The organism is Salipaludibacillus sp. CF4.18 (assembly GCF_051262595.1).
GTDB classification, from domain to species: Bacteria; Bacillota; Bacilli; order Bacillales; family Salisediminibacteriaceae; genus Salipaludibacillus; species Salipaludibacillus neizhouensis.
Genome location: NZ_JBIMEV010000008.1, coordinates 23,839 through 49,681 on the forward strand (window position 1 = coordinate 23,839; position 25,843 = coordinate 49,681).

At 38.1% G+C, this 25,843-nt stretch carries 24 protein-coding genes and 1 riboswitch; of the genes, 10 read left to right on the forward strand and 14 right to left on the reverse strand.

The annotated features are described in order from the left end of the window. Positions 1–122 precede the first annotated feature (122 nt). Complete coding sequence (locus tag ACHABW_RS07480) at positions 123–674, reverse strand: GbsR/MarR family transcriptional regulator (protein WP_435754740.1); 552 nt, start codon at positions 672–674, stop codon at positions 123–125. A 314-nt stretch (positions 675–988) separates the two neighbouring features. On the opposite strand from ACHABW_RS07480, the gene ACHABW_RS07485 reads away from it, so the two are divergent. The 3 genes from ACHABW_RS07485 to ACHABW_RS07495 all read left to right on the forward strand — a co-directional run bounded on the left by ACHABW_RS07485 (position 989) and on the right by ACHABW_RS07495 (position 4,080). After that, the gene (locus ACHABW_RS07485) at positions 989–2,188 is read left to right on the forward strand and encodes a quaternary amine ABC transporter ATP-binding protein (RefSeq protein ID WP_435754741.1); all 1,200 of its coding nucleotides are present in this window, start codon (positions 989–991) and stop codon (positions 2,186–2,188) included. After that, complete coding sequence (locus ACHABW_RS07490) at positions 2,181–3,032, forward strand: ABC transporter permease (protein ID WP_435754742.1); 852 nt, start codon at positions 2,181–2,183, stop codon at positions 3,030–3,032. The genes ACHABW_RS07485 and ACHABW_RS07490 overlap by 8 nt, the downstream gene beginning before the upstream one ends. Before the next feature lie 85 nt (positions 3,033–3,117). After that, positions 3,118–4,080, forward strand: a complete 963-nt coding sequence (locus tag ACHABW_RS07495) for a glycine betaine ABC transporter substrate-binding protein (protein WP_435754743.1) — start codon at positions 3,118–3,120, stop codon at positions 4,078–4,080. Positions 4,081–4,138: 58 nt separating this feature from the next. Here the strand turns inward: ACHABW_RS07495 and ACHABW_RS07500 are convergent, their stop codons facing one another. Beyond that, positions 4,139–5,149, reverse strand: coding sequence for a DUF4097 family beta strand repeat-containing protein (locus ACHABW_RS07500; RefSeq protein WP_435754744.1), 1,011 nt, complete (start codon positions 5,147–5,149; stop codon positions 4,139–4,141). 373 nt (positions 5,150–5,522) lie between these two features. Here ACHABW_RS07500 and ACHABW_RS07505 point away from each other — a divergent pair, with 373 nt between their 5' ends. Further along, positions 5,523–6,311: a GerMN domain-containing protein gene (locus ACHABW_RS07505; RefSeq protein WP_435754745.1), complete on the forward strand. Its 789-nt coding sequence runs from the start codon at positions 5,523–5,525 to the stop codon at positions 6,309–6,311. 119 nt (positions 6,312–6,430) lie between these two features. On the opposite strand, the gene ACHABW_RS07510 is transcribed toward ACHABW_RS07505, so the two are convergent. From ACHABW_RS07510 to ACHABW_RS07520, 3 genes are all read right to left on the reverse strand, one after another. Next, the gene (locus tag ACHABW_RS07510) at positions 6,431–8,584 is read right to left on the reverse strand and encodes a heavy metal translocating P-type ATPase (RefSeq protein WP_435754747.1); all 2,154 of its coding nucleotides are present in this window, start codon (positions 8,582–8,584) and stop codon (positions 6,431–6,433) included. Beyond that, positions 8,568–8,942, reverse strand: a complete 375-nt coding sequence (locus ACHABW_RS07515; RefSeq protein WP_110939309.1) for an ArsR/SmtB family transcription factor — start codon at positions 8,940–8,942, stop codon at positions 8,568–8,570. The genes ACHABW_RS07510 and ACHABW_RS07515 overlap by 17 nt, the downstream gene beginning before the upstream one ends. Before the next feature lie 139 nt (positions 8,943–9,081). Beyond that, positions 9,082–9,696, reverse strand: a complete 615-nt coding sequence (locus ACHABW_RS07520; protein ID WP_435754748.1) for a hypothetical protein — start codon at positions 9,694–9,696, stop codon at positions 9,082–9,084. Between the two features lie 166 nt (positions 9,697–9,862). On the opposite strand from ACHABW_RS07520, the gene ACHABW_RS07525 reads away from it, so the two are divergent. Next, positions 9,863–10,735: a DUF2628 domain-containing protein gene (locus tag ACHABW_RS07525; RefSeq protein ID WP_435754749.1), complete on the forward strand. Its 873-nt coding sequence runs from the start codon at positions 9,863–9,865 to the stop codon at positions 10,733–10,735. Positions 10,736–10,918: 183 nt separating this feature from the next. Here the strand turns inward: ACHABW_RS07525 and csaA are convergent, their stop codons facing one another. After that, positions 10,919–11,269, reverse strand: coding sequence for a chaperone CsaA (gene csaA / locus ACHABW_RS07530; protein WP_435754750.1), 351 nt, complete (start codon positions 11,267–11,269; stop codon positions 10,919–10,921). A gap of 225 nt (positions 11,270–11,494) precedes the next feature. On the opposite strand from csaA, the gene ACHABW_RS07535 reads away from it, so the two are divergent. Then, positions 11,495–13,381: a BCCT family transporter gene (locus ACHABW_RS07535; RefSeq protein ID WP_435754751.1), complete on the forward strand. Its 1,887-nt coding sequence runs from the start codon at positions 11,495–11,497 to the stop codon at positions 13,379–13,381. An 86-nt stretch (positions 13,382–13,467) separates the two neighbouring features. Here ACHABW_RS07535 and crcB read toward each other — a convergent pair whose 3' ends face one another. Beyond that, entirely contained in the window at positions 13,468–13,869 is a 402-nt protein-coding gene (gene crcB / locus ACHABW_RS07540; protein ID WP_435754752.1) for a fluoride efflux transporter CrcB, read from the reverse strand. Continuing rightward, positions 13,860–14,276: a fluoride efflux transporter FluC gene (locus tag ACHABW_RS07545; protein WP_435754753.1), complete on the reverse strand. Its 417-nt coding sequence runs from the start codon at positions 14,274–14,276 to the stop codon at positions 13,860–13,862. The genes crcB and ACHABW_RS07545 overlap by 10 nt, the downstream gene beginning before the upstream one ends. Before the next feature lie 214 nt (positions 14,277–14,490). After that, positions 14,491–14,587: riboswitch (cyclic di-GMP riboswitch) on the forward strand. A gap of 55 nt (positions 14,588–14,642) precedes the next feature. Here ACHABW_RS07545 and ACHABW_RS07550 point away from each other — a divergent pair. Beyond that, on the forward strand, positions 14,643–16,688 hold the full coding sequence (locus ACHABW_RS07550; RefSeq protein WP_435754754.1) for a flagellar assembly protein A: 2,046 nt from the start codon (positions 14,643–14,645) through the stop codon (positions 16,686–16,688). An 866-nt stretch (positions 16,689–17,554) separates the two neighbouring features. Here ACHABW_RS07550 and ACHABW_RS07555 read toward each other — a convergent pair. The 3 genes from ACHABW_RS07555 to nagA all read right to left on the reverse strand — a co-directional run bounded on the left by ACHABW_RS07555 (position 17,555) and on the right by nagA (position 20,002). Then, positions 17,555–17,998 carry a hypothetical protein gene (locus ACHABW_RS07555; protein WP_435754756.1) on the reverse strand — a complete coding sequence of 148 codons (444 nt, stop codon included), beginning with the start codon at positions 17,996–17,998 and terminating at the stop codon, positions 17,555–17,557. A 95-nt stretch (positions 17,999–18,093) separates the two neighbouring features. After that, on the reverse strand, positions 18,094–18,813 hold the full coding sequence (gene nagB, locus ACHABW_RS07560; protein WP_435754831.1) for a glucosamine-6-phosphate deaminase: 720 nt from the start codon (positions 18,811–18,813) through the stop codon (positions 18,094–18,096). A 25-nt stretch (positions 18,814–18,838) separates the two neighbouring features. Next, the gene (gene nagA, locus ACHABW_RS07565; RefSeq protein ID WP_435754757.1) at positions 18,839–20,002 is read right to left on the reverse strand and encodes an N-acetylglucosamine-6-phosphate deacetylase; all 1,164 of its coding nucleotides are present in this window, start codon (positions 20,000–20,002) and stop codon (positions 18,839–18,841) included. Between the two features lie 323 nt (positions 20,003–20,325). Between nagA and ACHABW_RS07570 the strand changes: the two genes are divergently transcribed. Together ACHABW_RS07570 and ACHABW_RS07575 are read left to right on the forward strand one after the other, a co-directional pair. Beyond that, on the forward strand, positions 20,326–21,786 hold the full coding sequence (locus ACHABW_RS07570) for a SulP family inorganic anion transporter (RefSeq protein ID WP_110939317.1): 1,461 nt from the start codon (positions 20,326–20,328) through the stop codon (positions 21,784–21,786). Positions 21,787–21,805: 19 nt separating this feature from the next. Continuing rightward, positions 21,806–22,231, forward strand: coding sequence for a universal stress protein (locus tag ACHABW_RS07575; RefSeq protein WP_435754758.1), 426 nt, complete (start codon positions 21,806–21,808; stop codon positions 22,229–22,231). Between the two features lie 97 nt (positions 22,232–22,328). Here ACHABW_RS07575 and ACHABW_RS07580 read toward each other — a convergent pair whose 3' ends face one another. Then, positions 22,329–22,667, reverse strand: coding sequence for a hypothetical protein (locus ACHABW_RS07580; RefSeq protein ID WP_435754759.1), 339 nt, complete (start codon positions 22,665–22,667; stop codon positions 22,329–22,331). A gap of 251 nt (positions 22,668–22,918) precedes the next feature. Here ACHABW_RS07580 and ACHABW_RS07585 point away from each other — a divergent pair, with 251 nt between their 5' ends. After that, positions 22,919–23,305, forward strand: coding sequence for a Dps family protein (locus ACHABW_RS07585; RefSeq protein ID WP_435754760.1), 387 nt, complete (start codon positions 22,919–22,921; stop codon positions 23,303–23,305). A gap of 680 nt (positions 23,306–23,985) precedes the next feature. On the opposite strand, the gene ACHABW_RS07590 is transcribed toward ACHABW_RS07585, so the two are convergent. Further along, complete coding sequence (locus ACHABW_RS07590; RefSeq protein WP_435754761.1) at positions 23,986–24,621, reverse strand: YczE/YyaS/YitT family protein; 636 nt, start codon at positions 24,619–24,621, stop codon at positions 23,986–23,988. A gap of 306 nt (positions 24,622–24,927) precedes the next feature. Further along, positions 24,928–25,719, reverse strand: a complete 792-nt coding sequence (locus tag ACHABW_RS07595; protein WP_435754762.1) for a PAS domain-containing protein — start codon at positions 25,717–25,719, stop codon at positions 24,928–24,930. Between the last annotated feature and the right edge of the window lie 124 nt (positions 25,720–25,843).

Sequence of the window (25,843 nt, forward strand, 5' to 3'; positions counted from 1 at the left end):
CTCATTATAACAAAAAATAGCTTGATGCCTCTCATCAAATTTGACGAGCATCAAGCTAACGTTCGTTTAATTATGGGAAAATTTTATTTCTGAATATTGGTGACGTTAATGAACAACCTAAGTCATGAACGTTTCGGTATAATCTTAAATATTTCATCTGTTTCAAATAACGATATCACATCAGTCAGCCATTCATAATAAGCTTCAGCTCCATTTAGTTTTTCAAGATCTAGTTCAGCGGAGTTGATTATGTCATTGTTCTCTGATTTATCTAAAAGTTCTTCCATATTTTCCTTTGTTTCTTTTATTGCACGCATATTCAATTCTGTTGAGTTTCTCCATCGTGTAATAAATACGTTCGAAAAAGATTTGTACCAATCGTCTTCTGTTTTATAAAGATCTTTGCGAATTCCCTTTTCCCAAACCCTTTCAACCATATTCGCATCTGTCAAAGCCCGAATTCCTGTACTCATACTTGTCTTACTCATACCTAGGGAGGAACTCATGTCATCTAATGTCATTGGTTTTTCTGCAAAGAACACCGTTCCGTATAATCTGCCAACTGATGAATTTATATTGTATAAATGAATATTTTTAGCTATTTCTGTAATGAAGCGCTCTCTTGCGTCATGCAATTTCTGTTGCTCTTCCTTATATATAGCATTATTCGGCATTTGTTAACCTCCTGTCTTATTCCATCTATAAAAATACTAGCAAATACTCCTTTCAAAAAGAAAGTAGCATATCCATGTGTTATAGAAAGGATTATTGTGGAATTTGCCGTTACAGTCGTGTAACCTTTGTACAGTTTTAACTGTACGTACTTTTCGAAGTTTATATATAGTATATACGGTTTGATCTTATTTACCTAAACCTTTATAGTTAAAAAGGTCGAAACATATCCGTGTGCTATGTATTGCTTGGCGAGAAGTCAAGTACTTTTTCGTGTTAATAAATAAAAGTAATTATGAATTTGGGGTGACTACATTTGGCAAATATTAAAGTAGAAGGCTTAACCAAGATTTTTGGTAAACGTTCGAAACAGGGGCTAGAGCTTTTAAAGCAAGGAAAAAGCAAGGATGATATTCTTGCAGAAACGGGTTTAACCGTTGGTGTAAATCAAGCTTCTTTTGAAGTAAATGATGCCGAGATTTTTGTTATTATGGGGCTTTCTGGAAGTGGTAAATCCACACTTGTCCGCTTGTTAAATCGTTTAATCGAGCCTACTGACGGCAAGGTTTGGATAGACGGGGAAAACTTAGCACAAATGAATGATAAAGATTTGCGCGAAGTTAGACGTAAAAAGATGAGTATGGTTTTCCAAAAGTTTGGGCTATTCCCATTCAGAACCATTATCGAAAATGTTGAATATGGATTGGAAATACAAGGGATAGATCCAACGACTCGAAGAAAACAAGCATTTGAATCATTAGAGCTAGTTGGTTTAAAAGGATATGAAAACCAATATCCCGATCAACTATCAGGTGGAATGCAACAACGCGTTGGACTTGCTCGAGCGTTGGCAAATGATCCAAGTGTTCTCTTGATGGATGAGGCTTTCTCAGCACTTGACCCACTTATCAGAAAAGATATGCAGGATGAGCTGCTTGATTTACAAGAAAAAATGCAAAAAACGATTATCTTCATTACTCATGATTTAGACGAGGCTCTTCGTATAGGAGATCGAATTACAATCATGAAGGACGGAGCCATTGTCCAAATAGGTACACCGGAAGATATCTTAGTAAACCCGGCCAATGATTATGTGGAACGATTTGTGGAGGATGTTGATCGATCCAAGGTCTTAACAGCCAGTCATATTATGAAACGGCCTGAAACAGTTAATATCGACAAACACGGTCCGCGAGTGGCATTGGAACGTATGAAAGAAGAAGGTATTTCAACCATTCTTGTTATCGACAGCAAACGAAATTTCCAAGGTTATGTGACAGCAGATGATGCTTCTATCGCTCGAAAACAAGAGATTAAAACGTTAGAAGGCATTTTAAAAACAGATATACCTAAAGTCGAAAGAGATACACCAATGCATGAAATTTTTAATATTATTCACAATATCCCAACACCCGTAGCAGTTGTAGAGAATGAACGGTTAGTGGGAATTATTGTTCGAGGTGCGGTCATTGCCGCTCTTGCTAATGATAGCGAGGTGGAATCAGAAAATGCTTGATAATCTTACAGAATTTATACCAAGAATACCTATTGCAGAAGGAACAGCATGGTTTGTCGGATGGTTAACAAGTACATTTGCTTTTTTATTCGATCCAATTAAAACTTATTTTGGGGATTTCATGGAATGGACAGCGGAAGCTTTAGCTAGTGTTCCCCCCATCATAGTCATTCTGATTGTCGCAATAGGCGCCTTTTTTATCACCGGTAAAAAATACGGGCTAGCAGCGTTTTCAGTCTTTGGCCTATGGCTCGTGCACAATCAAGGATTATGGGAAGACTTAACCTTTACGATTACTTTGGTTTTACTCGCTAGTGTCTTGTCTATAATCATTGGCGTTCCGTTTGGAATTTTAATGTCCAAAAGCAAAACGGCAGATGCAATTATCCGGCCAATACTTGATTTTATGCAAACAATGCCTGCTTTTGTTTACTTAATTCCTGCTGTTGCTTTCTTCGGAATAGGAATGGTTCCCGGTGTTTTTGCATCCTTGATATTTGCGACACCACCAACCGTTCGTTTTACTAATTTAGGTATTCGACAAGTTCCAACAGAACTAGTGGAAGCATCAGATGCGTTTGGTAGTACTGGTGCACAGAAGTTATTTAAAGTAGAGCTTCCAATGGCCAAAGCAACGATTATGGCTGGGATAAATCAAACGGTTATGCTTGCCTTATCTATGGTCGTTATCGCATCGATGATCGGTGCACCCGGCTTAGGAAGAGAAGTTCTTTCCGCTCTACAACGTGCACAAGTAGGACCCGGTTTTGTAGCTGGTTTAGGAATAGTTATCCTGGCTATCATTATCGATCGATTCACACAAAATGTGAACTCTAAAAAATAATACATGTAACACCAATTAAGTTGGCTCCTTTTCATGAATTGAAAAGTTCCATATATAAAAATAAAACTAGGGGGATTTAATTATTATGTTTAAACTCAACAAAAAACGTCTTGGATTAGTAGCAGGACTGTCACTATCATTACTCGCAGCTGGCTGTGGAGAAAATGAAAATGACACGAATACTACAAATGTTGGTAATAATACAGCCGAAGAAAATGAAGGTAATGCTACAGAAGAGAATGCAGATGCTGGAGCAGTTGGAGAAGGAAAAGAAATTGAATTAGTATACGTGGAGTGGGATTCAGAAATCGCATCTACACACGTTGTAGCGAAAGTTTTGGAAGACCAAGGTTATGATGTTACTGTAACCCCGATTGATAACGCAATTATGTGGGATTCAGTTGCTACTGGAGAAGCTGATGGTATGGTCGCAGCATGGTTACCTGCTACACACGGCGACTTGTTTGAAGAATATGGAGATCAAGTGGTAGATCTAGGTGAAAACTTAGAAGGAGCTAAAATTGGTTTAGTTGTTCCGGAATACATGGATGCTACAACTATTGATGACTTAGCTAACTTTTCTGATGAATTAGGAAATACAATCACTGGAATTGAGCCTGGCGCTGGTGTTGTTCAAGCAGCTGAAAGTGCTGTTGAAACATATGAAGGCCTAGCAGACTTTTCAGTACAAGCATCTTCTAGTGGTGCAATGGCTACCGCATTAGGTGAAGCAATTGACAACGAAGAGCCAATTGTTGTAACTGGTTGGACTCCGCACTGGAAATTCGCTTCTTATGACTTAAAGTACCTTGAAGACCCTGAAGGATCATTTGGTGATGCTGAAGTTATTAAAACAATGGTTCGTGAAGGTTTAGAAGAAGATCTTCCAAACGCTTACACACTATTGGATCAGTTCAGCTGGACTCCAGAAGATATGCAAGCTGTAATGCTTGACATGCAAGAAGGCACATCTCCAGAAGATGCTGCAGCTGCATGGGTTGAAGCAAATGAAGAAATCGTATCAGAATGGACTGCTGGTTTAGAATAATTAATCATAAACATAAAAAGCAAGACCAACGTATTTCGTCGGTCTTGCTTTTTTTTGCTTACTCTAAAAAGAAAACAGAAATAGTACCGTTCGTTGTTTTAGCTTTGACCTCGTGTGTGCCATCCCCTTGAATTGCGGATCCTTGTGTTTTTACTCTTACTAACTCTCCTTCTTTTTCTCTTTCCATTTGTAAATCTCCATCAACTTTTCCATTTGTCGTTTTTCCTTCGAAATAAAAATCACTTTCTTCAGCCGCTCCAATTCTGATATTACCGTTTGTTGTCTTTAAATCCCAGTTTCCGAGTACCTGATCGCCTTCTACTTCAATTGTTCCATTTGTCGTATGAAGATTTGCTGCTCCACCAATACCTTCTAAAATAATGCGGCCATTTGTAGATTGAACTTTAGCATCCTTAGCTATGTTAACCACTGTGACTGCTCCATTCGTGGTTTGGACATTGATATTTTCTGCTATATTAGTAACTTCAACTCCACCATTTGTAACATCAATATGGACCCGTTTATCTTTAGGCACTTCAATCACTAAATTCGCTTTCATGTTTTCACTGAATGAAAACCAAGATAACTCTTTTTGATCAATACTGTATTCAAACGAATTATCCGTTCTAGTAATTTCACGCACTTCTTCATAAACTTCCTTTACATCGTCTTCATCATCTTCATCTGCCTGTATTGTACCTGACACCGAAATCTCATCTTCATCCGTTCCCATCACTTTAACCGAAGCATTCGGGCCGTTTATTTTAATTATTTCAACACTTCCCCCTAAATCATATTCTTCTTCGATTGAAGCCGTAGTCCCTGTTACACCTGACCATTCAAGAAACGAAAACCCGCTCGAAGCCTCTAAGCTCTTCTCCACACCGCTGCTGGCAAGCAATACTACCAGTAATAAAATGTTCGAAAATTTATCGAAACGCACCTTTTGATCAGGCTCTTTATTCCGATAATAAATTAGACCTTCAATAAGTAACCCTACTACTAAGATAGGCCATACGTAAGCAAACAAAGAATTAAATGAGATCGCCAGGATTTGACTCGCTAACAAAATCACTCCTAACATTAAGAGACATAAGCCTAACGTTCGTCGCCCTATTTTTGTGATATCGTCCCTCTCCCTTTTCTCATCTTTTCTCTATTGTAATGGGTGAATTCTTTTTCCGTAAGCGACTTAAGAAATATATCTTCTACGCCCCTGGACTTAGATTGGTAAAAATTCTTAACATACCCCAAAAGCATCATTTCGATAAAAAGTTTGTAACTATCTTTTTAACTATATAACATTCAGTTGTCTGTACTGTTGATTTTCTGTTATATTGAAATTGGCAAAATAACGCAGATTTTGTTGTAACCTTTTATTCTAAGTGTCGTCTAATGAATTGAACGAACTATAACTATTAAATTTGAAGGTAGGGGTACAAATGAAAAATGTTAGTAAAATACTTTTAGTCTTTAGTCTTCTTCTATTATTAGCTGCTTGTGGAACAAGTGAGAATGCTGCTGGAGACACAAATAATGTCTCAGGAGAAAACAATACAATGAATACTGAAAATAGTGCAGAAGAAAATGAAGCGGTGAACGATGCAACAACTGAAGAGGAAGTCTTAGACGAAGACGAAGGAAATATAAATGCGAGCGAATCAAATAACAATGTTGAAGAAAATGAACCTGAAGTGGAAGAAAATGAACCTGAAGTAGAAGAGAACACCATGAACGATAGTACAAATGACGAAGCGGACATTAACACTGCAGAGGATGAAAACAGTAATACGGAAGAAACAACTACACTTGATTCTGTTACACTATTTTTCTCTGATGATCAATTGTTAGAAACGTTCCGCGTTAACTCTGGGACATCCGTTTCAATGGATGAATCCGGCGCAGAGGAAGCTATGAATCTTTGGCTTGCAGGCCCCTCACAAGATGGTTTAGTTAAATTATTGCCTGAAGGTGTGACTGTGCAATCTGTAGAATTCAAGGACGATGTTGCCTATGTTTCTTTTTCACAAGATATCGAAACGACCAATCTTGGCTCAAGCGGTGAATTAATGTTTACTCAGCACGTAGCTCTAATGATGAATCAATTCGGCTACAACAGCACCATGATACTTATTGACGGTGAAGAGGTCGGAGAATTATTAGGCCACATGGATCTATCTAATCCAATCTCAGCCCAGAACCCTGAAGACTATGAGTTAATGAATGAATAGGACTCTTAAGTAATAAAGAAACTCCAAGGAACGAAGGCGTAAGCTTCACTCATTGCATTAGAAGAGGATGTCCATTGGTCTTTACTGACCTTCAGACATCCTCTTTTTATTACTTTTTATTACTTTTTATTACTCTTATCTTTTATTTTGATAAGTCTCAAACTATTAAATGTAACTAGAAGTGTTGCTCCCATGTCGGCTATAATAGCAATCCACAGCGTCAGCCAACCGAAAGGGACGAGAATTAGTGCTAATACTTTTAATCCAAGTGCAAATGCAATGTTTTGTTTGACGATCCTCAATGTCCTGCGACTCGTTTCGATGAGTATAGGCAGTTTATTTAATTCATCCCCCATTAAAGCAATATCTGCTGTTTCAATTGCTGTATCCGTTCCTCCTCCACCCATTGCAATACCGACATTTGCCTGTGCTAATGCCGGGGCATCATTCATGCCGTCACCAACCATTGCAACGTTCTTGCCTGAAATTCTCGTTTGTTTGATGAATGCAAGTTTCTCTTCAGGAAGCAATTCTGATTCTACGCGGGTTACCCCTGCTTCTCTTCCAATTGCTTCTGCTGTATAACGTTGATCACCCGTCAGCATCACGATTTCCTTTATTCCCAGTTTCTTTAACTGTTGGATCGCATGCTTGGCTTCAGGTCTAACCTCGTCACGTAAAGCAAGTATTGCTAATATCCTAGATTCATTACCTAAAATGACCACTGTTTTCCCTTGCTTCTGAAGATCTTCTACCATCTCATTAAATTTCTCTGATAGATTACTAGAGTAGTAACTTCTCACGTAAGAGGGACTAGCCACGTAATAATAGACGCCATCAATTTTTGCAGACATCCCTTTACCTGTAAGAGCTTTGGAATCAGTAACGTTTCTCTGGGAATCCAAATCGCCACCATTTTTTTTCGCATAAGCAACTAATGTTTTCGCCAAAGGATGGGTGGAATACTCTTCAATTGAATATATATACGGAATTAATTCCTTTTCAGAAACATCGTCCATCGAAAGAAAGTCAGTTACCTCTGGAGTGCCTTTCGTTAGCGTACCTGTTTTATCAAACGAAATCACTTCTATATGACCTGCTTGTTCTAAATGAATGCCACCCCTGATTAGAATACCTTGTTTCGCATTGCTGCCAATGGCTGTAACGATAGCTACCGGAGTAGATATGACAAGGGCACAAGGACAACCAACAACCAGTGTTGCAAGTCCTAAATAGATCCATTCACTCCATACGCCTCCCGCGAGCAATGGCGGCCCTACCATGACAATGAACGCTAGAATCATAATGGCAGGTGTATAATATGCAGCGAATCGATCGATAAATTGCTGTGCAGGAGCTCTCTCACCTTGAGCCTCTTCTACGAGCTGAATGATCTTTGCAAGTGTCGTGTCTTTGACCAGCTTCGTCACCTTTACGGAAAGAAGCCCCTCCTCGTTCAATGTCCCGGCAAATACCGAGTCACCTTCCCCTTTTCCAACAGGAATACTTTCCCCTGTAATCGCAGCTTGGTTTACTGAAGTAAGACCTTTTGTAACAGTTCCATCCAAGGGAATTTTCTCACCCGGGCGGATAATGATCTCCTCTCCTATGTCTATTTCGTCTACTGGAACAACCATTTTATTCCCAAGTCTATTAACCGTTGCATTTCGTGGACTAGTTTCAACAAGGGAGCGAATGGATTTTCGTGCCCGATCCATTGAATAGCTTTCGAGCGCTTCACTTATTGCAAACAACACGACGACTAGAGCTCCTTCTCCCCACTCCCCAATGAGAGCGGCACCAATAATCGCAATTGTCATCAACGTTTTCATATCGAACACAAACTTCGTTAGATTTTTGATTCCTTGCCAAAACATCGAATACCCACCGATGACCATACCACTTAAAAAGAGTCCAATCGTAACGAGCGCCTGCTCTCCGATATAAAAATGAGAGATCCAACCTGCTAGTACAAACAAGCTAGCAATAATCACTTGAATCCATGTATGCTTCTGAAAAAAAGGCTGATCCTCCTCCGTAGGAAGCTCATCATTTTCATGATAAACTTTCACATTCTCAAAGGCTCCTGCCTTTTCTAATTCCTGTATGCTCGCATGGCCTTCGATGATAAGTTTCTCAGAAGTGAAATTTACATTCGCTTCTTTCACTCCAGGTATCTGTTTGACATTTTTTTCAAACCTAGCTGCACAACCTGTGCAAGTCATGCCTTTCACTTTAAACATCTCTTGATCCGTTTTAGTTGTTGTTTCCATCAGCTTTACCTTCCTTCTGATGTTCAAAGGCTAATTGTATAAGCGCTTTAACGTGATGATCATCCAATCGGTAAAATGCCAGCTTTCCTACCTTACGATACTGAGCCAATCCTTGTTTCTTTAGTGTACGCAAATGGTGAGATGCTGTAGCGGTAGATGCCCCGATAACATTAGCAATATCACATACACATAATTCTTCTTCTTTCGTTAATGCATAAGCAATCTTTAAGCGAGTTTCATCCGCTAGAATTTTAAAAATCTGACTCGTTCCTATGATAAATTCATCATTTAACTGTTTATGAAGTGAGGCAACCTTAGCTTTATCAAACGAATACACACTGCAAGTATCTTCTGCCATTCGTAATCCCTCCAATTTTCCAACCTTATTCAAACGACCATTTGATTATAGTGTATGCTATTTCCTTAAAACGGTCAAACGAAAGTTTGATTGTTTCACCTAAAAAATGGGGGGGACTGTCCCCCATCCCCTTTAATATCTATGGCAATATAATTTTAAGTAGCTCTTGTAAGTCTTCTTTATCAGTCACTACCGCTTCGTTTTTCACAAGCAATTCATAATAAGCATTATTTATTTGAGCGTTTATCACCCACTCATTTTGTTGATTCATAACCAAAACTTCATGTTTATTTACTTCCAATGTATCTACACCTTCCAGATCTGACAGGTTTTTAAGAAAACTATCTGAACTGATATGCAATGTGGCATAGTGTTCATGATAGGTATGATAATAGTGCTGTCGAATCGTTTTCTGTTCCTTTGTACTTTTTTCATTAAATGCATCTATTTCCTCTGTGGGTACTTCATTTGTATTGGCTTCTCTTCCGAATACGAAACGATAACGATAAGGTTCCTCGGAAAATCCTTGATTCCCCTCATTCTCATCATCAGCGTCTGACATTTCTACATAAGATGATACAGCCACCGCATCCCAATCATCCGGATAGTTAAAACCTTCATATTGAAAGCTGTCTGATACAAATTGAAAAGGAAAATTATCACTGCTGCTGTCCGGATTAGAATCATTTTCTGACTCACAACCGGTAACACTAACTACCAATACTACAAATAAAAATGGATATATAAATTTCAATTGACCACCCCTTAGACGCTCTCCTTCTATTTTATCAAATAATAACTGAGACTTTCTTCTCTAACTTTTAATCTGTGATATCTTTGTTAATAATGCTTCCCTATGCTATTTTTCTGCTAATTCATGATAAAATAGTACCCAAGCTGTTTAAGAAGGAGAATTTACAATGAACAAGGATCAATCCTCTAGCTATTTAACGACTCAATCCCCCCCTATTTATGAGATTGTAAAGAATAATCATGAATACTATGATAAAAAATGGAAAAAACATAAAAAACCCAATAACTATGCAGGATGGAATTGGCCCGCTTTTATCATTCCACCCTTTTGGCTAGCGTACCGCTATATGTACGGATGGACTCTACTCTATTTTATTTTTATTGTCGCCGAATTAACTCTTTTATCGGCTATTAGTTTTTATAGTGAAATAACTTTTTTGCTTCCTATATTGACACATTTCTTTTTTGGTCTAAAAGGCAATGCTTTTTTTACGAGAAGGGTCTTGAAGCTGATTCAACTTACTAATTCTGATACGGAAAAAACGAAACCTGCAGTTCCTCTATTTGCGAAGAAAGGAACATCATGGATTAGTGCAATAGTGACGCCGGTAATTGTAATATTTCTCTTGATTTTACCTGTTCAAGCATTATCTGAATGGTCTTTTGAAAGTGAACTAGATCCGGGGATTTACATCTATTCCGATAACAATAATAATGAAAAAACGCCTGAGTACAATGGAGACATCGTTACTTCTCCGGTTTTCAAAAAGTATGACGCACGAATTAACCTTTTTTACATTGGAGAAGAGCCTGTTAACAATCAGACATTTCGAGTCTCCCTTTTATTCCAAGATCCGGAAGAACCGGACGAATGGGAAAGCCTTCGCGATCGCGAGTCTAAGAAATTTTCTTCTAATCGTATCTCGTTGGATGTCATTGATGCACAAAATCCTGCCACTAAAGTTGGCAACTATCGGGTTGAAATTTTTGTTGGTGGGGAGTTTGTCGGAGAAGAAAGATTCACAATAACGATGGAATAACGGTATCATCCTAAGAAAAACGGCATAGCCGTCTTTTATTAAATACAGCGTCAGCTTCCACCGCAAGTATCAAGGGTGGGTTTCCCTTGATACTTGCGTGTGGAGGTAGCTGCCCATTTTATATATTAAAAGGTTGTGTTAAAGAGGTATTGTATACCTCTTTAACACAACCTCATTTGTTTTTTAGCTAATCGTCGTTCCATTCGGAACTTCTTCATCAATATTTAATAATACAACATCGCCTTTTTCAGGCGTTCCACCTATGACTAGCACTTCTGAAGCATAACCTGCAATTCTCCGTGGCGGAAAGTTCACGACAGCCACCACTTGTCGGCCTACCAAGTCTTCCGGCTCATAACGCTTTGTAATTTGAGCACTCGACTGTTTAATCCCTAAATCTTCCCCGAAATCAATTCTCAGTTTAATTGCTGGTACTCTAGCCTCTCTAAAAGAACTTGATTCGATGATCGTTCCCACTCTCATATCTAATTTCATAAAATCCTCAATGGAAGCTGTTTCATTTATCTCAGACATTTTCTCACTCCTAATCATTACATTATTTAAATTGCAATCTTTTACAATAATACATTGTAGCTATATTGTTTAGCAAACATCGTGACTTTAGTTTCAAATACTAGACAAAAGGGGAAAAAGTAACTATCATGGCACCAATGTCCTTCCTTTGCATTTATTTGGATTTTTAAAATTAGATTTACACTAAGAAAGGGGGTCGTCCGCTATCATGGATGACACTACTACATGAAAAATTATGAGTATGAAACAAAAAAACCCAATATTGTTTTCTATATTTCTGCACCACTAGTTTTCCTTTTTGTACTATGGGGATTTTTTGGACCTGAATCTCTAGAAAACCTTTCAGGGATAGCATTAGGTCTTACTCTCGATAATTTTGGGTGGTTCTACATGCTATCGACTGCCTTTTTTATCGCTTTCGTTTTATTCTTGGCAGTCAGCCCTTTCGGAAAACTTAAATTAGGGAAACCACATGAAAAACCAGAGTATAAGTTTTTAACATGGCTTGGCATGCTCTTTTCTGCTGGAATTGGTGTTGGTTTCGTTTTCTGGGGCGTGGCAGAACCTGTTCTCTATTTCTTCGATCCACATCCAGACTACGTTGGTGCGTCTGAAGGGGTTAGAGCCGCCGCAGGTCTGCGATACGGAGTTTTCCACTGGGCATTACATCCGTGGGCTATCTTCTCGCTCGTAGCTTTGACGTTAGCTTATGTACAATATAGAAAGGATCAACCGGCATTAATAAGTTCTGCTTTCCAGCCTATTTTAGGTGATAAAGCACACGGTCCTTTCGGAAAAGCAATCGATACATTGGCTGTTCTGGCAACTGCTACCGGTGTTGCTACGACATTTGGGCTAAGTGCGATGCAAATTACCGGGGGTCTATCCTATCTTGTTGACTGGATCCCAAACAACTCTACAACTCAATTTACGGTTATTGCAATTGTTACCGTTTTATTTATCTTTTCAGCTGCAACCGGAGTTAACAAAGGAATTAAGATTTTGAGCACCCTTAACTTAACCGTGGCAGCAATTTTGCTAGTTTTTGTGCTTGTATTTGGTCCAACTCTTTTTATAGCACAAAATTTTGTGACTACCATCGGCAGCTATATTACTAACGTCACCCAAATGAGTTTAGACTTAAACCCGTTTGGAGATGGTGAATGGTTGGGAAGCAACACTATTTTCTTCTGGGCCTGGCACATTTCATGGGCTCCATTTATGGGTATTTTTATCGCAAGAATTTCTCGTGGCCGAACCATCCGAGAATTCATTGGAGGCGTATTAATTGTTCCTTCTTTATTAGCAGCACTATGGTTCACAGTTTTTGGCGGAACAGCTTTAGATATGATATTAAATGGAAATGAACAAATTGGTGATTTAGTCACGAACGAAGTTGAAGTGGCATTGTTTGCAACGCTTAGCGGACTGCCTTTCAGTGGAATTATGAGTACTTTAGCTGTATTACTAATTCTCGTTTTCTTTATTACTTCTGCCGATTCTGCCTCTTATGTTTTAGGTGCAATGACAAGCGGTGGCAGTCTAAGTCCTAAGCTATCCGTTAAAGTTATTTGGGGCTTTTTGATCGCTGGTACTGCAAGTGTTCTTTTAATCAGCGGTGGATTGGAGGGCTTACAGACCGCCTCCATTGTCGCAGCTCTGCCATTCGCTCTCATCATGATTGTGATGATTTTCTCACTCCTGATTATGATGGGACAAGATTTAAAAGCGGACAAAATTCTAAAGAACAAACGTCATACTCGCCAAGTAAAAGATGAAGTCTATGGCGGAATGCAAGAAAATATCTATGATAACTTCAAAGAAGAAGCGTACGGCGATATGAAAGACGACATTTATGAACAGGTAAAAGATGAAGTGTACGATGATTTCAGAGAAGAGGCATATAAAGATATTAAAACCGAAGTATACGACCAGGTTAAAGATGAAGTATATGATGATATTAAAAACGAGGTGTACGAGGAATTTAAAGAAAAAATTTATCAAGATCTTCGAAAGGATCTTGGCGATCAATTATCTGACGACTTTTCTCCTTCGGAAGAAAAGAAAACTGTAAAAGATTCACACAAAGATAATCCTGATAGTAAGAAATAAGCATACTAATGAAATGGAGTATGATATTAAGCTAAGAGTATTAAAAAGGGCACTCAAATGAATTTCACTTGAGTGCCCTTTTTCATTTAAATGAACTTCATCACCTGACTGCCCAGAAACATTCCAATCAGAAAAGCAATCATAGCTCCTCCTATGGATAAACTTACATATGTAATAAACTCTCGCTTTTTTTGTTTCTGTAATAAGGTCACGGCTTCTACACTAAACGTTGAAAATGTCGTGAATGCTCCGCAGAATCCAACTGCGAAAACTAAGAAAGGAAGATCATCATAAACTATCTGAGGAACTTCCTGATATACCCCTCCGAAAAATAGACCAAGAAATAAGGAGCCGAGTATATTCACCATAAGCATCGCTGTTGGTATACTTCTCTGTTTTAGGTGCGACTTCACCCACGCTCCAAGCAAATACCTGCATGAGGCGCCTAGTCCACCTCCTAATGCAACAAGCAGGATGTTCATGACCATTCCCTCGATTCCTTCTTAACACTTCTATTAGCAAGGTACTGCCCTATCATCAATCCAATAGCGGCAACAAACATCCCGCCGAATAGTGATATGAGAAGATAAGTCGCCAATGATCCCATTGAATCGGTCCCGCCTAAGAGCACAGCATCTGCCGCTAAGGTCGACATCGTCGTAAACCCCCCACAAAAACCAACACCAATCCCTTCTTTCAAAACAGGTACGATTACCTTCACAAGTGTCCATCCTGTTAATGTCCCTAACAATAAACTGCCTATGATATTTTCAATAATCGTTCCTACAGGAAACAGGAGGGTCGTCGTTTGCATATTTATCAAATATCTTAACAATGTCCCTAAAGATCCACCAAGAAAAACAGAAAGAACCACCCATCCATGTTTTTGCATCATCCCGAACGCAACCTTTCATCTTCTCTTTCATTATCATCGCATAAAGCATTTCTCAATATCAAATTAATTGTTGATAATTAAACGGGGGGTGGGGTCGTAGTATTGATTATTTTATGTTTTCAAAAAAATATATATTTAGATCTTATTTAAGTTTATAATAAAAGTAATTAGACGTTATTTACCAATTTGAATTTAACACCTTTAAACAAAAGACTGACGATAACGGCAAATCTATTGAAAAATAGAGACGCAAAGCTACAGATCTAACGGACTAATATAAATGTATGTCTTATGATGGCTGAGCTACCGAAACAGGATAATCCCTGTTTCTTAACCATAATAATATGGAAAGAGGCGGTGATAACCTTGACTCAATCATTAGTATTTCAAGGGAAAAATAGAGATTCCGTTGTTAAAAAGGCTCTCTACGAACTTCAATTACAAGAAGATGATGTAGAAATCAAAGTAATAGATTCCGGTTCCAATCGTTTATTTGGACTCAGTAAATCAAAAGTGAAAATAGAAGTAGTCATTAAAGAAAAAAATTCAGAAATACCAGAAAAGGAATTGAACTGGGAAGAGCTGCTTAAACAAGAAATCCATGACCAAAGCACTCCTAGCACTCACGCCACCGCTAACATTTCACAAGTGAATCTACTTGGAAAAGCATGGATTAAAGATGGAAACTTGTATTTTAAAGATTCAGATACTGCAAAACCAATCATAGAGCCGACAGAATCACTTCAAGTGAAGAAAAACGGGGAAATCATTAAAGAGAAAACCTTTCTCTCACAAGGTGATTCCATTACATTTGAATTAACCCCAAAAACTGTAGAAACAGCTTGGTCTCTTAAGGTTAATCAAGAGACACAGACTGTCATCCTTTCTATTAAGCCCGGATATTATTTGATTCCTTATATACCGGATCATCCACCCAATGAAAAGATAACTTTACTGCCAAAAGAAAGAAAGCAACCGAATAATCAATTGATGGAAGAAGATGTATTTGAACAATTAGCCAAAATGAAAGTCATTCATGGCATTGAAACTAATAAAATTAAAGAAGCATGCTCTACGCTGGAGGAAAAAACCTTCGTCATTGCCGAAGGACTTCTACCAAAGCACGGTAAGCACGGTGAGGTTAATTTCACTATTGATACAAAGGAAAAGAAATTAAATTTTGCTGAAAATGTGGATGGAACGATGGATTTTAGAGAATCCATTTACATTCCCTCCATCGAAGAAGGGCAACTTTTAGGTACTGTTGACGAGCCCACTGGTGGCGAAGATGGTATCACAATCTATGGCGATGTTATGAAAGCGAAGCCGGGTAAAGCAGTTACGCTGAAAGTTGGCAGTGGCGTCTCTTATCTAGAAGAAGAGAATAAACTGATTAGTACGGAGAATGGTCGTCCAAAAATCGAGAAACTCGGTCAATTAGTTCGAGTATCTGTATTACCCAAACTTTTACATCACGGAGACTTAAATCTAGAACACGGAAACATTCATTTTGTGGGCGATGTAGAAATAACAGGGCACGTAAATGAACAGATGACGGTGGATGCAGAAGGATCTGCGTTTATTCACAGAAGTGTCCTTCACAGCATAATTCAGACGAGGAACTCCATTACCGTAGCCGGGAATGCCATATCTAGTTCTTTAATCGCGGGAAAAAACAGCCTTGTATTTGATCAAATGTACACACAATTGGAGCCATTTATTCTGGAGTTTCATCAATTTCAAACGATGTTAAAACAGCTGGTCAAATCACCACACTACCAACAAATAAAACCCAACAGTCAAGGATTAGGTCCTGCCATTCGAGTATTAATGGAAACAAAATTTAAAGACTTTTCTTTAAAGTGTAAAGCGATGATCTCTTTAATCAACGATAAACAAAACTTACTCGATCGGCGTTGGCAAACCTTTGCCGGTAAAATTTATAAAGGGTTACTCGTCTATCACACTAATGCATTTAATAACCTATCCGATCTTGAAACGTTTAGTGATGAAGTATACGAACTATTGGACATTTGTCAAAGTCCCTCCAATTCAGTCTCAACTATTAAACTTTTATATACAATGAATAGTGATATACATTGTAACGGGGATGTCCAAATTGCCGGAAAGGGCTCTATTCATTCAAAGATCCATGCTGACGGCGAAGTCACGATAAAAGGGAAACTAATGGGGGGTTATATTTTCGGGAAAAAAGGTGTACGGATTGAGAATGCCGGCTCTGAATCCGGAGTGAAAACAGTGATAGAAGTTCCAGAAGATCAAACAATTGAAATAAAACAGGCTTATACGGATGTTTTTTTGAGGATAGGACAGAAGCAACTTAAACTAACTGATACCAAGACAAATATAAAAGCCTACTTGAATAATGATCATCAAATAGTCCTTTATTAAACAACTATTTTTACCTTCAGTGAGAAACTTCGCTGAAGGATTTTTGCATAAATCAAAATAATGAGGTCTCCTATGAGAAAAGTGTATCGTCTTTTGTATTTGTTACTCGGTTATCATGGATGTTAGAAAAAATTACCACTCCCTTTCCGTGGATGATCGGCGAGCCTCCTCGAACAAACTGACGCTCTGCGGGTTCTTGCTTGGATCATTTTTCCAAAGGAGTCTCCATGAATTTTTCGTTTTTGCTCTCGTTTTCGACCTGCTACGACGGTAACACCTACCTCTTTTTTCGATTTCTAATCTCCTTCATCCTCGCCTTTTCTCTCGTTTTCAACGTGCTACTTTTGTAGGTGCTACGACGGTAGCAATGTTTTCTGCGACGAGTAACCGCAGGAGCACCTACCTTTTTTTCGACTTCTAATCTCCTTCATTCTCGCCTTTGCTCTTGTTTTCAACGTGCTACTTTGGTAGGTGCTACGACGGTAGCACCTACCTCTTTTCTAGACTTCCAATCTCCTTCATTCTCGCCTTTGCTCTTGTTTTCAACGTGCTACTTTTGTAGGTGCTACGACGGTAGCACCTACCTCTTTTTTCGACTTCTAATCTCCTTCATCCTCGCCTATGCTCTCGTTTTCAACGTGCTACTTTTGTAGGTGCTACGCGGAAAGCGTCCCCCTAGAGCAAATTCTAGCCTCTCCGTTCGTAGAAAAAAACAATCTCCAAAAAACCGATAACTTTATAAATTATGGTAAAAATAAACTTAAAATGCTGTCCCGTAAAGGTTTTAAAAAACCTTAAGAGACAGCATTTTGATTTTAATATCGATTTATCAATTACTGCAAATGAATTAGCAGTATTGTAAATCACTACTCTTCCTCATCTTTAACCTCAACTGTCCGAATTGTTTGATGACGGAACTCTTGAAGCTCTCCATCCTCAGTCTCAACCATGAATTCCGATACCATATGAACGTCAAAACTTCCTGGGTCAGTGTCGACTTCAACAGTGAAACCTGTTCTTTCACCGTCTTCTTCCAAGGTTGTTTGTTGATCTACATCTACGTCCTCTCCTTCGTATTCATAAAGGACCTCATCATCTAAGGTTATTTTTTCAATCCAAGCAATACTACTGCCAAACTGGAACGTAGTTGGGTCCACTCCCTCATAAACAATATATGGCGTTGCCGAGAGGCTCCCCCCTGAATAAACCGGATTGATATTCAAATCTATATCTTCATGTTCAGAAGCTCCACCACATTGCTTAAACGTAATTAGAGAAAGAAATATAAACGTTAATGACACGAATTTCACTCTATCACCTGCTTATACTATAATAGTAATCTATTTCTATATTACTATAGATCGACAAAATATGGGTGAAATTTGGAAAAATTCCTCGAAATATTTCACAGCAAACTTCTTGCCTCTTGATCAGCTATTATTATCAAACTAGGATGTTTTTGTAAAATGGTCACCGGGAACTTATCATTTACAGCTCCATGCATTAACTGATATATTGCTTCCGCCTTTTCTGCTCCTGAAGCGAGCAACAAAATACTTTTACTTTCCATAATGGTTTGAATCCCCATCGTAATTGCCTTATTCGGAACATCCTTTTCATCAGTAAAATACCTTGCATTTGCTTCGATTGTTGAAGGAGCTAAATCTACCACTTGCGTTCTACCATGGAAGGAACTTCCCGGCTCATTAAAACCAATATGACCATTACTTCCGACACCAAGTAATTGTAAATTAATGCCTCCCAAATCTTGTATTAACTGTTCATATCGTTTGCATTCTCCAGTAATATTTTCAGCATTTCCATTTGGAAGATGGGTTTGGTCTTTTTTAAGATTCAAAAACTGAAATAAATGTTTCTCCATATAGTGATGATAGCTATTAGGGTTATTTTCTGATAATCCAATATATTCGTCTAAATTCACCGTATGCAAATCTTTTAAAGCGAGTTGTACCTGCTTTAAGTTTTGCACGAAGTATTTATAAAAACCTTCTGGTGTGCCTCCAGTTGCGAAACCAAGGACATTTATTTGTTTATTTTTTAATGAGTCAATAACGATTTGCGCCGCTTTCATACTCATTTCATGATAATTTTGTACTTTGATCATATCCAAGGTGAATATCCTCCTTTACTCATCCAAAAACTTTCGTTCCTTTTACATACGTTTGCAGGATATCAAGATTATCATTTACGACACAAAAATCAGCATCTTTCCCCGGTCGTAAGCTACCCTTTTGTCCATCAATTTTTAACTGTTTAGCAGGATTAATGGTAGCCATATTAACAGCTTCCTCAAATGAACACCCCGTGTATGTCTGCATATTTCTTACAGCCTCGTTCATTTTTATAATACTTCCCGCAAGAGTGCCATCTGCCAACTTCGCTTGCGTTGCATCCACCTGAACCTTTTGCCCCCCGAGAGAATAGCTGCCAGGTTGCATTCCCTTTGCTCTCATCGCATCTGTGATTAATACAATTTTATCTGCGCCTTTATTTTTATAAGCCAATTTAACCATTGGGGGTGAAATATGAATACCATCTACAATCATCTCTACTATAAGCTCGTCATGTAAGAGAGATGCACCCGCAACACCAATATCTCTGTGATGTACTCCCCTCATTCCATTGAAAAGATGGGTAACATGCGTGAACCCATCTTCTATAGCAGTTTTCATTTGTTTATATGTGGCATCGGAATGGCCAATAGAAGGAAGAACGCCTTCTATAAGTAATTCTTCGACCAACCCCTCATCATCTTCTTCAGGAGCCATGGTTATTAATTTTATTGCATTTCCTGATGCCTCTTGGAAAAGATTAAATAGTTCACGAGAAGGCTTCTGAATAAACTTCAAAGGCTGGGCTCCAGCGCGTTGATCAGAAATAAAAGGACCTTCTAAGTGGACACCTAATATTTCAGCCCCACTGGAATCTTTTGAACTCATCATGCTTCGAACATTTTTTAAGGCCTTTATTTTATCGTCCACAGATTGTGTCATCGTAGTTGCCAAAAAAGATGTTGTCCCTTCTTCTGGCAAAGCCTGCTTCATTGTTTCTAATGCTTTCAAAGTACCGTCCATCACATCTGCACCTGCCGCACCATGAATATGCACGTCTATAAAACCAGGTATGATTTTTACAGGTTCATGAAACGTAATTACTTCATCTATATGTTTGTTATTATCAGCAGATTTTTCAGCTATGTTTTCCAATTTCCCATTGGTTAAGCAAACCAACGGATTTTCTATTTTACCCATTTCACTGTAAAGAGTTGCTCCTTGAAAATAAATTGTACGCATCTTTACCTCCTAAAGGCTATAAGACTTTTCTAATCCACAGTATAACAAACCATATATTTAGTTGTCTATACCAGTTAGTGCTGTATAACAAAAAAACTCATTCCATTATCTATGAATACTTAGTAATTAACAAAATTGACACATTTGTAAAAAAGAGAGTATGTACACTATATACCGTGTAAACGAGAGGAAATATAACATGACTCACGCTTACATTACATTTTATTATTCGACGGAATTCTGTTAAGATACCTTTGTTCTTGCCGGTCGAGTTTCTTACGGAGAAGCTCAAATTATAAAATAAAATAGAAAGAGGTGCAGTTTTGAATTACGCAGAAAAAATTAAAAATGAATGGTTAGGAAATGTCCGAGGTGATGTTCTGGCAGGTATCGTTGTGGCATTAGCACTGATTCCAGAAGCGATTGCTTTCTCTATTATTGCTGGCGTTGATCCAATGGTAGGTCTTTATGCGGCTTTCTGTATCGCAGTTGTTATTGCCTTCATCGGTGGTCGTCCAGGAATGATTTCTGGTGCAACTGGCGCAATGGCGTTATTAATGATTACCCTTGTTGCCGATCACGGTTTAGAATATTTGCTTGCTGCCACAATTCTTACAGGTATTATTCAATTATTATTTGGGGTGTTTAAGCTATCCGGGTTTATGAAATTTATACCTAGATCGGTGATGATTGGATTCGTCAATGCCCTGGCAATTTTAATCTTCACTTCTCAGTTGCAACACTTTGTTGGAGAAACATGGGTGATGTATAGCTTAGTTGCTTTAACCTTAGCAATTATTTATATCCTCCCTCGTTTTACGAAGGCCGTCCCTTCGACACTCGTAGCAATTATTGTTGTAACTGCAATAGTAATATTTATGAATATCGGTGTACGTACCGTTGGTGATATGGGAGCATTAACACAATCCCTTCCTCTATTTGCTTTACCGAATATTCCTTTGACATTTGAAACGTTGATGATTATTCTTCCTTACTCTGTTGCTTTAGCGATCGTCGGTTTACTTGAGTCTTTATTAACCGCATCGATTGTAGATGATATGACAGATACTGATAGTAATAAAAACAAAGAAAGCCGCGGTCAAGGGATTGCCAATATGATTGCAGGTTGTTTTGGGGGAATGGCTGGTTGTGCCATGATCGGACAGTCTGTAATCAATGTAAAATCAGGCGGAAATGGTCGTTTATCCTCTCTTACTGCTGGTATATTTCTAATGTTCTTAATTATTGTACTAGGGAATGTCGTTGTACAAATTCCAATGGCCGCACTGGCTGGGGTTATGATCATGGTTGCGATCGGAACGTTTGACTGGTCTTCTCTTATGAATATTCATAAATTGCCTCGAACAGACGCCATTGTAATGGTCGTCACAGTTGCCGTTGTGGTTTATACACATGATTTATCCCAAGGGGTTTTAGCCGGAGTTGTCTTGAGTGCTATTTTCTTCGCATGGAAAGTCTCTAAAGTACGGGTTGAAAAGAGCTTGAGCAAAGATAGTGTGCGAACGTATGAAGTTCACGGACAATTATTCTTTGCATCTGTCACTGACTTTCTAGCTAAAATCGATTATAATGAAGATGTAAAACTAGTTGTTCTTGATATTGCCAATGCACATTTGTGGGATGATTCCGCGGTGGGGGCCATTGATAAAATCGAGCACAAATTCGAGCAAAGAAACATTAAAGTAGAACTGACAGGCATGAACAAAGAAAGTTCAGTTCTCATGGATAAAATCGGCGGCTTAAGCAAAGCCTCTGGTCACTAATGACAGATGGAGGTTCAATATGTTTAAAAACTTACTAGTAGCCATTGATGGTTCAGATCATTCTAAAAGAGCGGTGGAAAAAGCGATTGAATTAGCTAAATTAGAAGGAAATTCTAATATTGAGTTGCTTTACGTTGTTGCAGGAAATAAATCCAAGTCAGATGTATTGCAATATGGAGATTCAGATACTGCTTCTATGAAAAGAAAAAGAATGCTACTTCCTATCGAAGAACTTGTTGAGAGTGCTGGAGTAACTTCTAAAACAACTGTTCTTCACGGTAAAAAAGGTGCTGCTGAATCAATCATTGAACATGCAAATGAAGGCAGTTATGATGCCCTCGTTATCGGCAGTCGCGGTCTAGGTGCTGTTCAAACGATGATCATCGGTAGTGTTAGTCATAAAGTGATGAAGTATGTAGAGATGCCAGTGTTAATGGTTAAATAAGAAAAGCGGCATAGCCGTCTTTTAATTAAAAAGATCTACCTTTAGAATTCTAAAGGTAGATCTTTTTTTATGATTATCATCATACTTTTCTAATCAATCAATGACAATAAGCTAGCCCGTAGTCATCATACGTACCTGTAACGTCTATTAACATACTTATTTCCGACTCGTCTTCACTTAATATTGCAGCAACAGCATAGTCTTCAGAGTTTGATTTATTATTAAGTAACACAGCATAGCTCAAAGCATCCTCTGAATAAGTCATTTCTTCTAACGATAAATCACTTTTATCTATGTTTTGTTGCTCTGATATCAACGCAATAGCATCTTCTTCGACTTTCTTTTCCATTTCACTGGATCCCCCGAAGAAGTAAAATCCGGAATAACTAGCAAGTAAAACTAAGATAAAGCTAACTCCTCCCGAAAACAGTTTCATCCAATCACCCTTCCAGTATCTAATTATTAGTATAATAGTTTTCCTTTAAAAAAGTAACTATTTCTAAGTAAATTTATCGGAATTAAAATTAACACTTCCTTATTTATAATCATTATTACTTGATTGTTATTATAAAAAGTTATACAATATGAATATGAATCCGCTAAAACTAATATATTCTAGGAGTGTTAAAACATGAGTAACCAACAACTAATTAATAAAATGAACCATCAACTTCTAACTGGAACGTATTGAACACGAAACTTCACCATTACCACTGGTATGTTTCAGGGCCTAGTTTCTTCACACTACACGAAAAGTTCGAAGGATTTTACAATGAAGCAGCCACAAATATTGATGACATTGCTGAACGTATTCTTACAATAGGAGGAAAGCCAGTTGCTACTCTTAAAGAGTACCTCGATGATTCTTCCATTAAAGAGGCCTCTGGGAATGAAGATGCCAACGAGATGGTAGCTGAGCTATCTAAGGATTTTGCTTTAATTAGTGAAGAATCTTACGCACTCGTTCAAGCCGCTGGAGAAGTAGACGATGAAGCTACTGCTGATATGTTTATCGCCTTGAAGTCGTCTATCGAACAACACGTGTGGATGCTAAATGCATTCTTAGGTAAATAAATAACAGACATTTAAAAGACTGGCTTGATCCTTCAAGCCAGTCTTTTTTTGCATTATCTTTCCTCAGTATCGTGCCTGAGAAAAGCATCTGCCTGTAACTATTAAGAGCCTCCCTATCATTTAAAAAACACTCTAATTCTTTCTTAGATAACTCCACTATCATAATGACACTTGACAAAGCTATCTATTTCAGTTAAGATTATCTTCGTGCTTGAAAAACACGATGTAGTTATGGTTCATATTATTTAAAATTAATTTTAAACAGTTAGACGTACACAGCATATTTCACCCTAAAAGCTGTGATTTGATCGTATTAAAAAAGATCTGGAATCCTGTTAAAACTTCGAGTATGCCTTATTTAAACTGGCGCGGTCTCGGAGCCGCAGAGATGAAAGAGAGGTAGGGCTTTCATTACTTAAGCAATTATTTAGTCTATTGCAGTGATTTACCGCGGCAATATATGATCGAATATAAATCATAACGAGATCGTATATAAGGAAAAAACGTTTCTTATATATGTCGAATTAAAAGCAGGTCCCTTTAGTTGGGTACCTGCTTTTTCCAATTTATCCATTAAACAAAGAGTACCGCGGATTCGATCCCTCTTATCGAAGGGAAACAACAACCATAAACAAAATCCGTCAGCCTCTGTACTAACAGAAGCTGACGGATTTAACATACTATGAAAACAACTGAGGGGACAGACCCCCAGTAAAGTAATTTCGCAATTTTGTCACTGGTTTAAAAAAGACCTGAATAAGAGGGCCTATGCCAAAAGCAACCAAAATCGTTCCTACTCCTATCGGACCCCCGATGATAAAAGCAATTACCAACACAAGTACTTCTAAAAATGTCTTGGAAAACGATAAGCTTTTTCCAGTTAAATAGTGAAATGCCATCATTAAATTATCGATCGGATTTCTAGCAAAGTTAGATTGTAGATACATAGATACGCCAACAGCGATACTTAAGATTCCGGAAATGAGCATTCCTGCTCTTAGCGTTAACTGCATCATTACCAAGTCAGCAAACACGAACACAAGCCAAAAATCTATAAACAAGCCTATAATGAACATCGTAATTAAAGCTGAGAAATCAGGCATTTTTTTCATTAGGAGACCGTTTAAAAGGATAAGGAAAAACCCGACAATGAATGTCCAGCTTCCAACTGTTAATCCTAGATTTTCCGAGAGCGCAACAAACAAGGCATCCCAAGGACCCGCACCCAATCGGGCTAATATCATCATGCTCACACCAAATGAGACAAACATCAATCCTACTAGATAGAATATACTAATTATCAATCTATTTTTCATCTATTCATCCACCTTCCACACCTGCACAAACCATTATACTACCATTCTTTTGATAACCTTACTACTGTTATTATAAATACTATATACCTATGCCGACTCAAACTTCTCACTAAGAAGGGACTGAAAAAGAAAATCGACTTTTTCAGTCCCTTGAATGTATAAGTTGGCAGCTATCTTTACGCCACGCGTGTCAAGGGAAACCCCTCTCCTATCGAGTAGCACCTACACGCACTACGTAGGTGCTACTCGGGGGTGGCGAAAGATAACACTGCATTTAACAAAAGACGCTTTGCGTTTTTCTTATATTTAACTTTTTGCTAGCTTTGCCTTTTTAGATCTTTCAATGGTTTCCAAACCTTGCTTTACCGTCCCGCAGGTAGCAAGACTGGATAGATCGTAATTCAAGTTTTTAGCCATCATCGCTATTTTAGGTGTAATTCCACTAATAATTAATTTTACCCCTTTTAACTGAAGAAGATCGCTTAGCTGAAACAAACCAATCATCGAATGCTCGTTCAGTGTCGCGAGCCCAGACAAATCAACAATCAATACCTCAATATCACCTTTAGCCAATTGTGGTAGCAACTGGTCGACAATATTATCGATTCGCTTTTCATCAATATTACCAATTAAAGGTAAGATCGCTACATCATCCTGAATAGGGACAATCGGAGTAGATAATAACTCAATTTCTTTTTTTATTTTCTCCATTTGCATTTCTGTTTCTTTCAATGGAGTAATGTCTTTTTGAATGCCTACAAAAAAGTGCTTGTCTTCATCTTCAAAATAAATGGGATCAATATGAAGCAAGTTCCAAAAAGATTCTCCATTCTTTTTATAGTTTAAAATCTCCACAGAAATCGGCTCTTTACGATTAATGGCTTCCTTTAGTTCATTAAGAGTTTGTTGGTTAGTCCCATCCCCTTGCAGAAAGCGACAATTTTTCCCAATCACTTCTTCCTGAGAGTAGCCAGTTAACGCAGTAAAGCCTTGATTCGCATAAATAATTGGATTATCCTGCTGATCTGGATCACTTATAATAAAAACTAAATGAGTTTTCTCTAAGACTTTATTCTTCAATTGCTGAATACTAGTCAATTGTCACTCCCCCAAACTTCGTAAATTATCATTGTCTCCTATTCTACATCAGTTGGAGACATTTAACGAATAAAACATTAGGGATTTCAAGAAGAGATTGATTTGATATCTGGCAGAATAGTAC

Excerpts from the sequence above, each read along its gene's own strand:
- ACHABW_RS07480 (WP_435754740.1), bottom strand. The coding sequence starts at position 674 with ATGCCGAATAATGCTATATATAAGGAAGAGCAACAGAAATTGCATGAC.
- ACHABW_RS07490 (WP_435754742.1), top strand. The coding sequence starts at position 2,181 with ATGCTTGATAATCTTACAGAATTTATACCAAGAATACCTATTGCAGAA.
- ACHABW_RS07495 (WP_435754743.1), top strand. The coding sequence starts at position 3,118 with ATGTTTAAACTCAACAAAAAACGTCTTGGATTAGTAGCAGGACTGTCA.
- ACHABW_RS07505 (WP_435754745.1), top strand. The coding sequence starts at position 5,523 with ATGAAAAATGTTAGTAAAATACTTTTAGTCTTTAGTCTTCTTCTATTA.
- ACHABW_RS07510 (WP_435754747.1), bottom strand. The coding sequence starts at position 8,584 with ATGGAAACAACAACTAAAACGGATCAAGAGATGTTTAAAGTGAAAGGC.
- ACHABW_RS07515 (WP_110939309.1), bottom strand. The coding sequence starts at position 8,942 with ATGGCAGAAGATACTTGCAGTGTGTATTCGTTTGATAAAGCTAAGGTT.
- ACHABW_RS07525 (WP_435754749.1), top strand. The coding sequence starts at position 9,863 with ATGAACAAGGATCAATCCTCTAGCTATTTAACGACTCAATCCCCCCCT.
- csaA (WP_435754750.1), bottom strand. The coding sequence starts at position 11,269 with ATGTCTGAGATAAATGAAACAGCTTCCATTGAGGATTTTATGAAATTA.
- ACHABW_RS07535 (WP_435754751.1), top strand. The coding sequence starts at position 11,495 with ATGAAAAATTATGAGTATGAAACAAAAAAACCCAATATTGTTTTCTAT.
- crcB (WP_435754752.1), bottom strand. The coding sequence starts at position 13,869 with ATGGTCATGAACATCCTGCTTGTTGCATTAGGAGGTGGACTAGGCGCC.
- ACHABW_RS07545 (WP_435754753.1), bottom strand. The coding sequence starts at position 14,276 with ATGATGCAAAAACATGGATGGGTGGTTCTTTCTGTTTTTCTTGGTGGA.
- nagB (WP_435754831.1), bottom strand. The coding sequence starts at position 18,813 with ATGATCAAAGTACAAAATTATCATGAAATGAGTATGAAAGCGGCGCAA.
- nagA (WP_435754757.1), bottom strand. The coding sequence starts at position 20,002 with ATGCGTACAATTTATTTTCAAGGAGCAACTCTTTACAGTGAAATGGGT.
- ACHABW_RS07575 (WP_435754758.1), top strand. The coding sequence starts at position 21,806 with ATGTTTAAAAACTTACTAGTAGCCATTGATGGTTCAGATCATTCTAAA.
- ACHABW_RS07580 (WP_435754759.1), bottom strand. The coding sequence starts at position 22,667 with ATGAAACTGTTTTCGGGAGGAGTTAGCTTTATCTTAGTTTTACTTGCT.
- ACHABW_RS07590 (WP_435754761.1), bottom strand. The coding sequence starts at position 24,621 with ATGAAAAATAGATTGATAATTAGTATATTCTATCTAGTAGGATTGATG.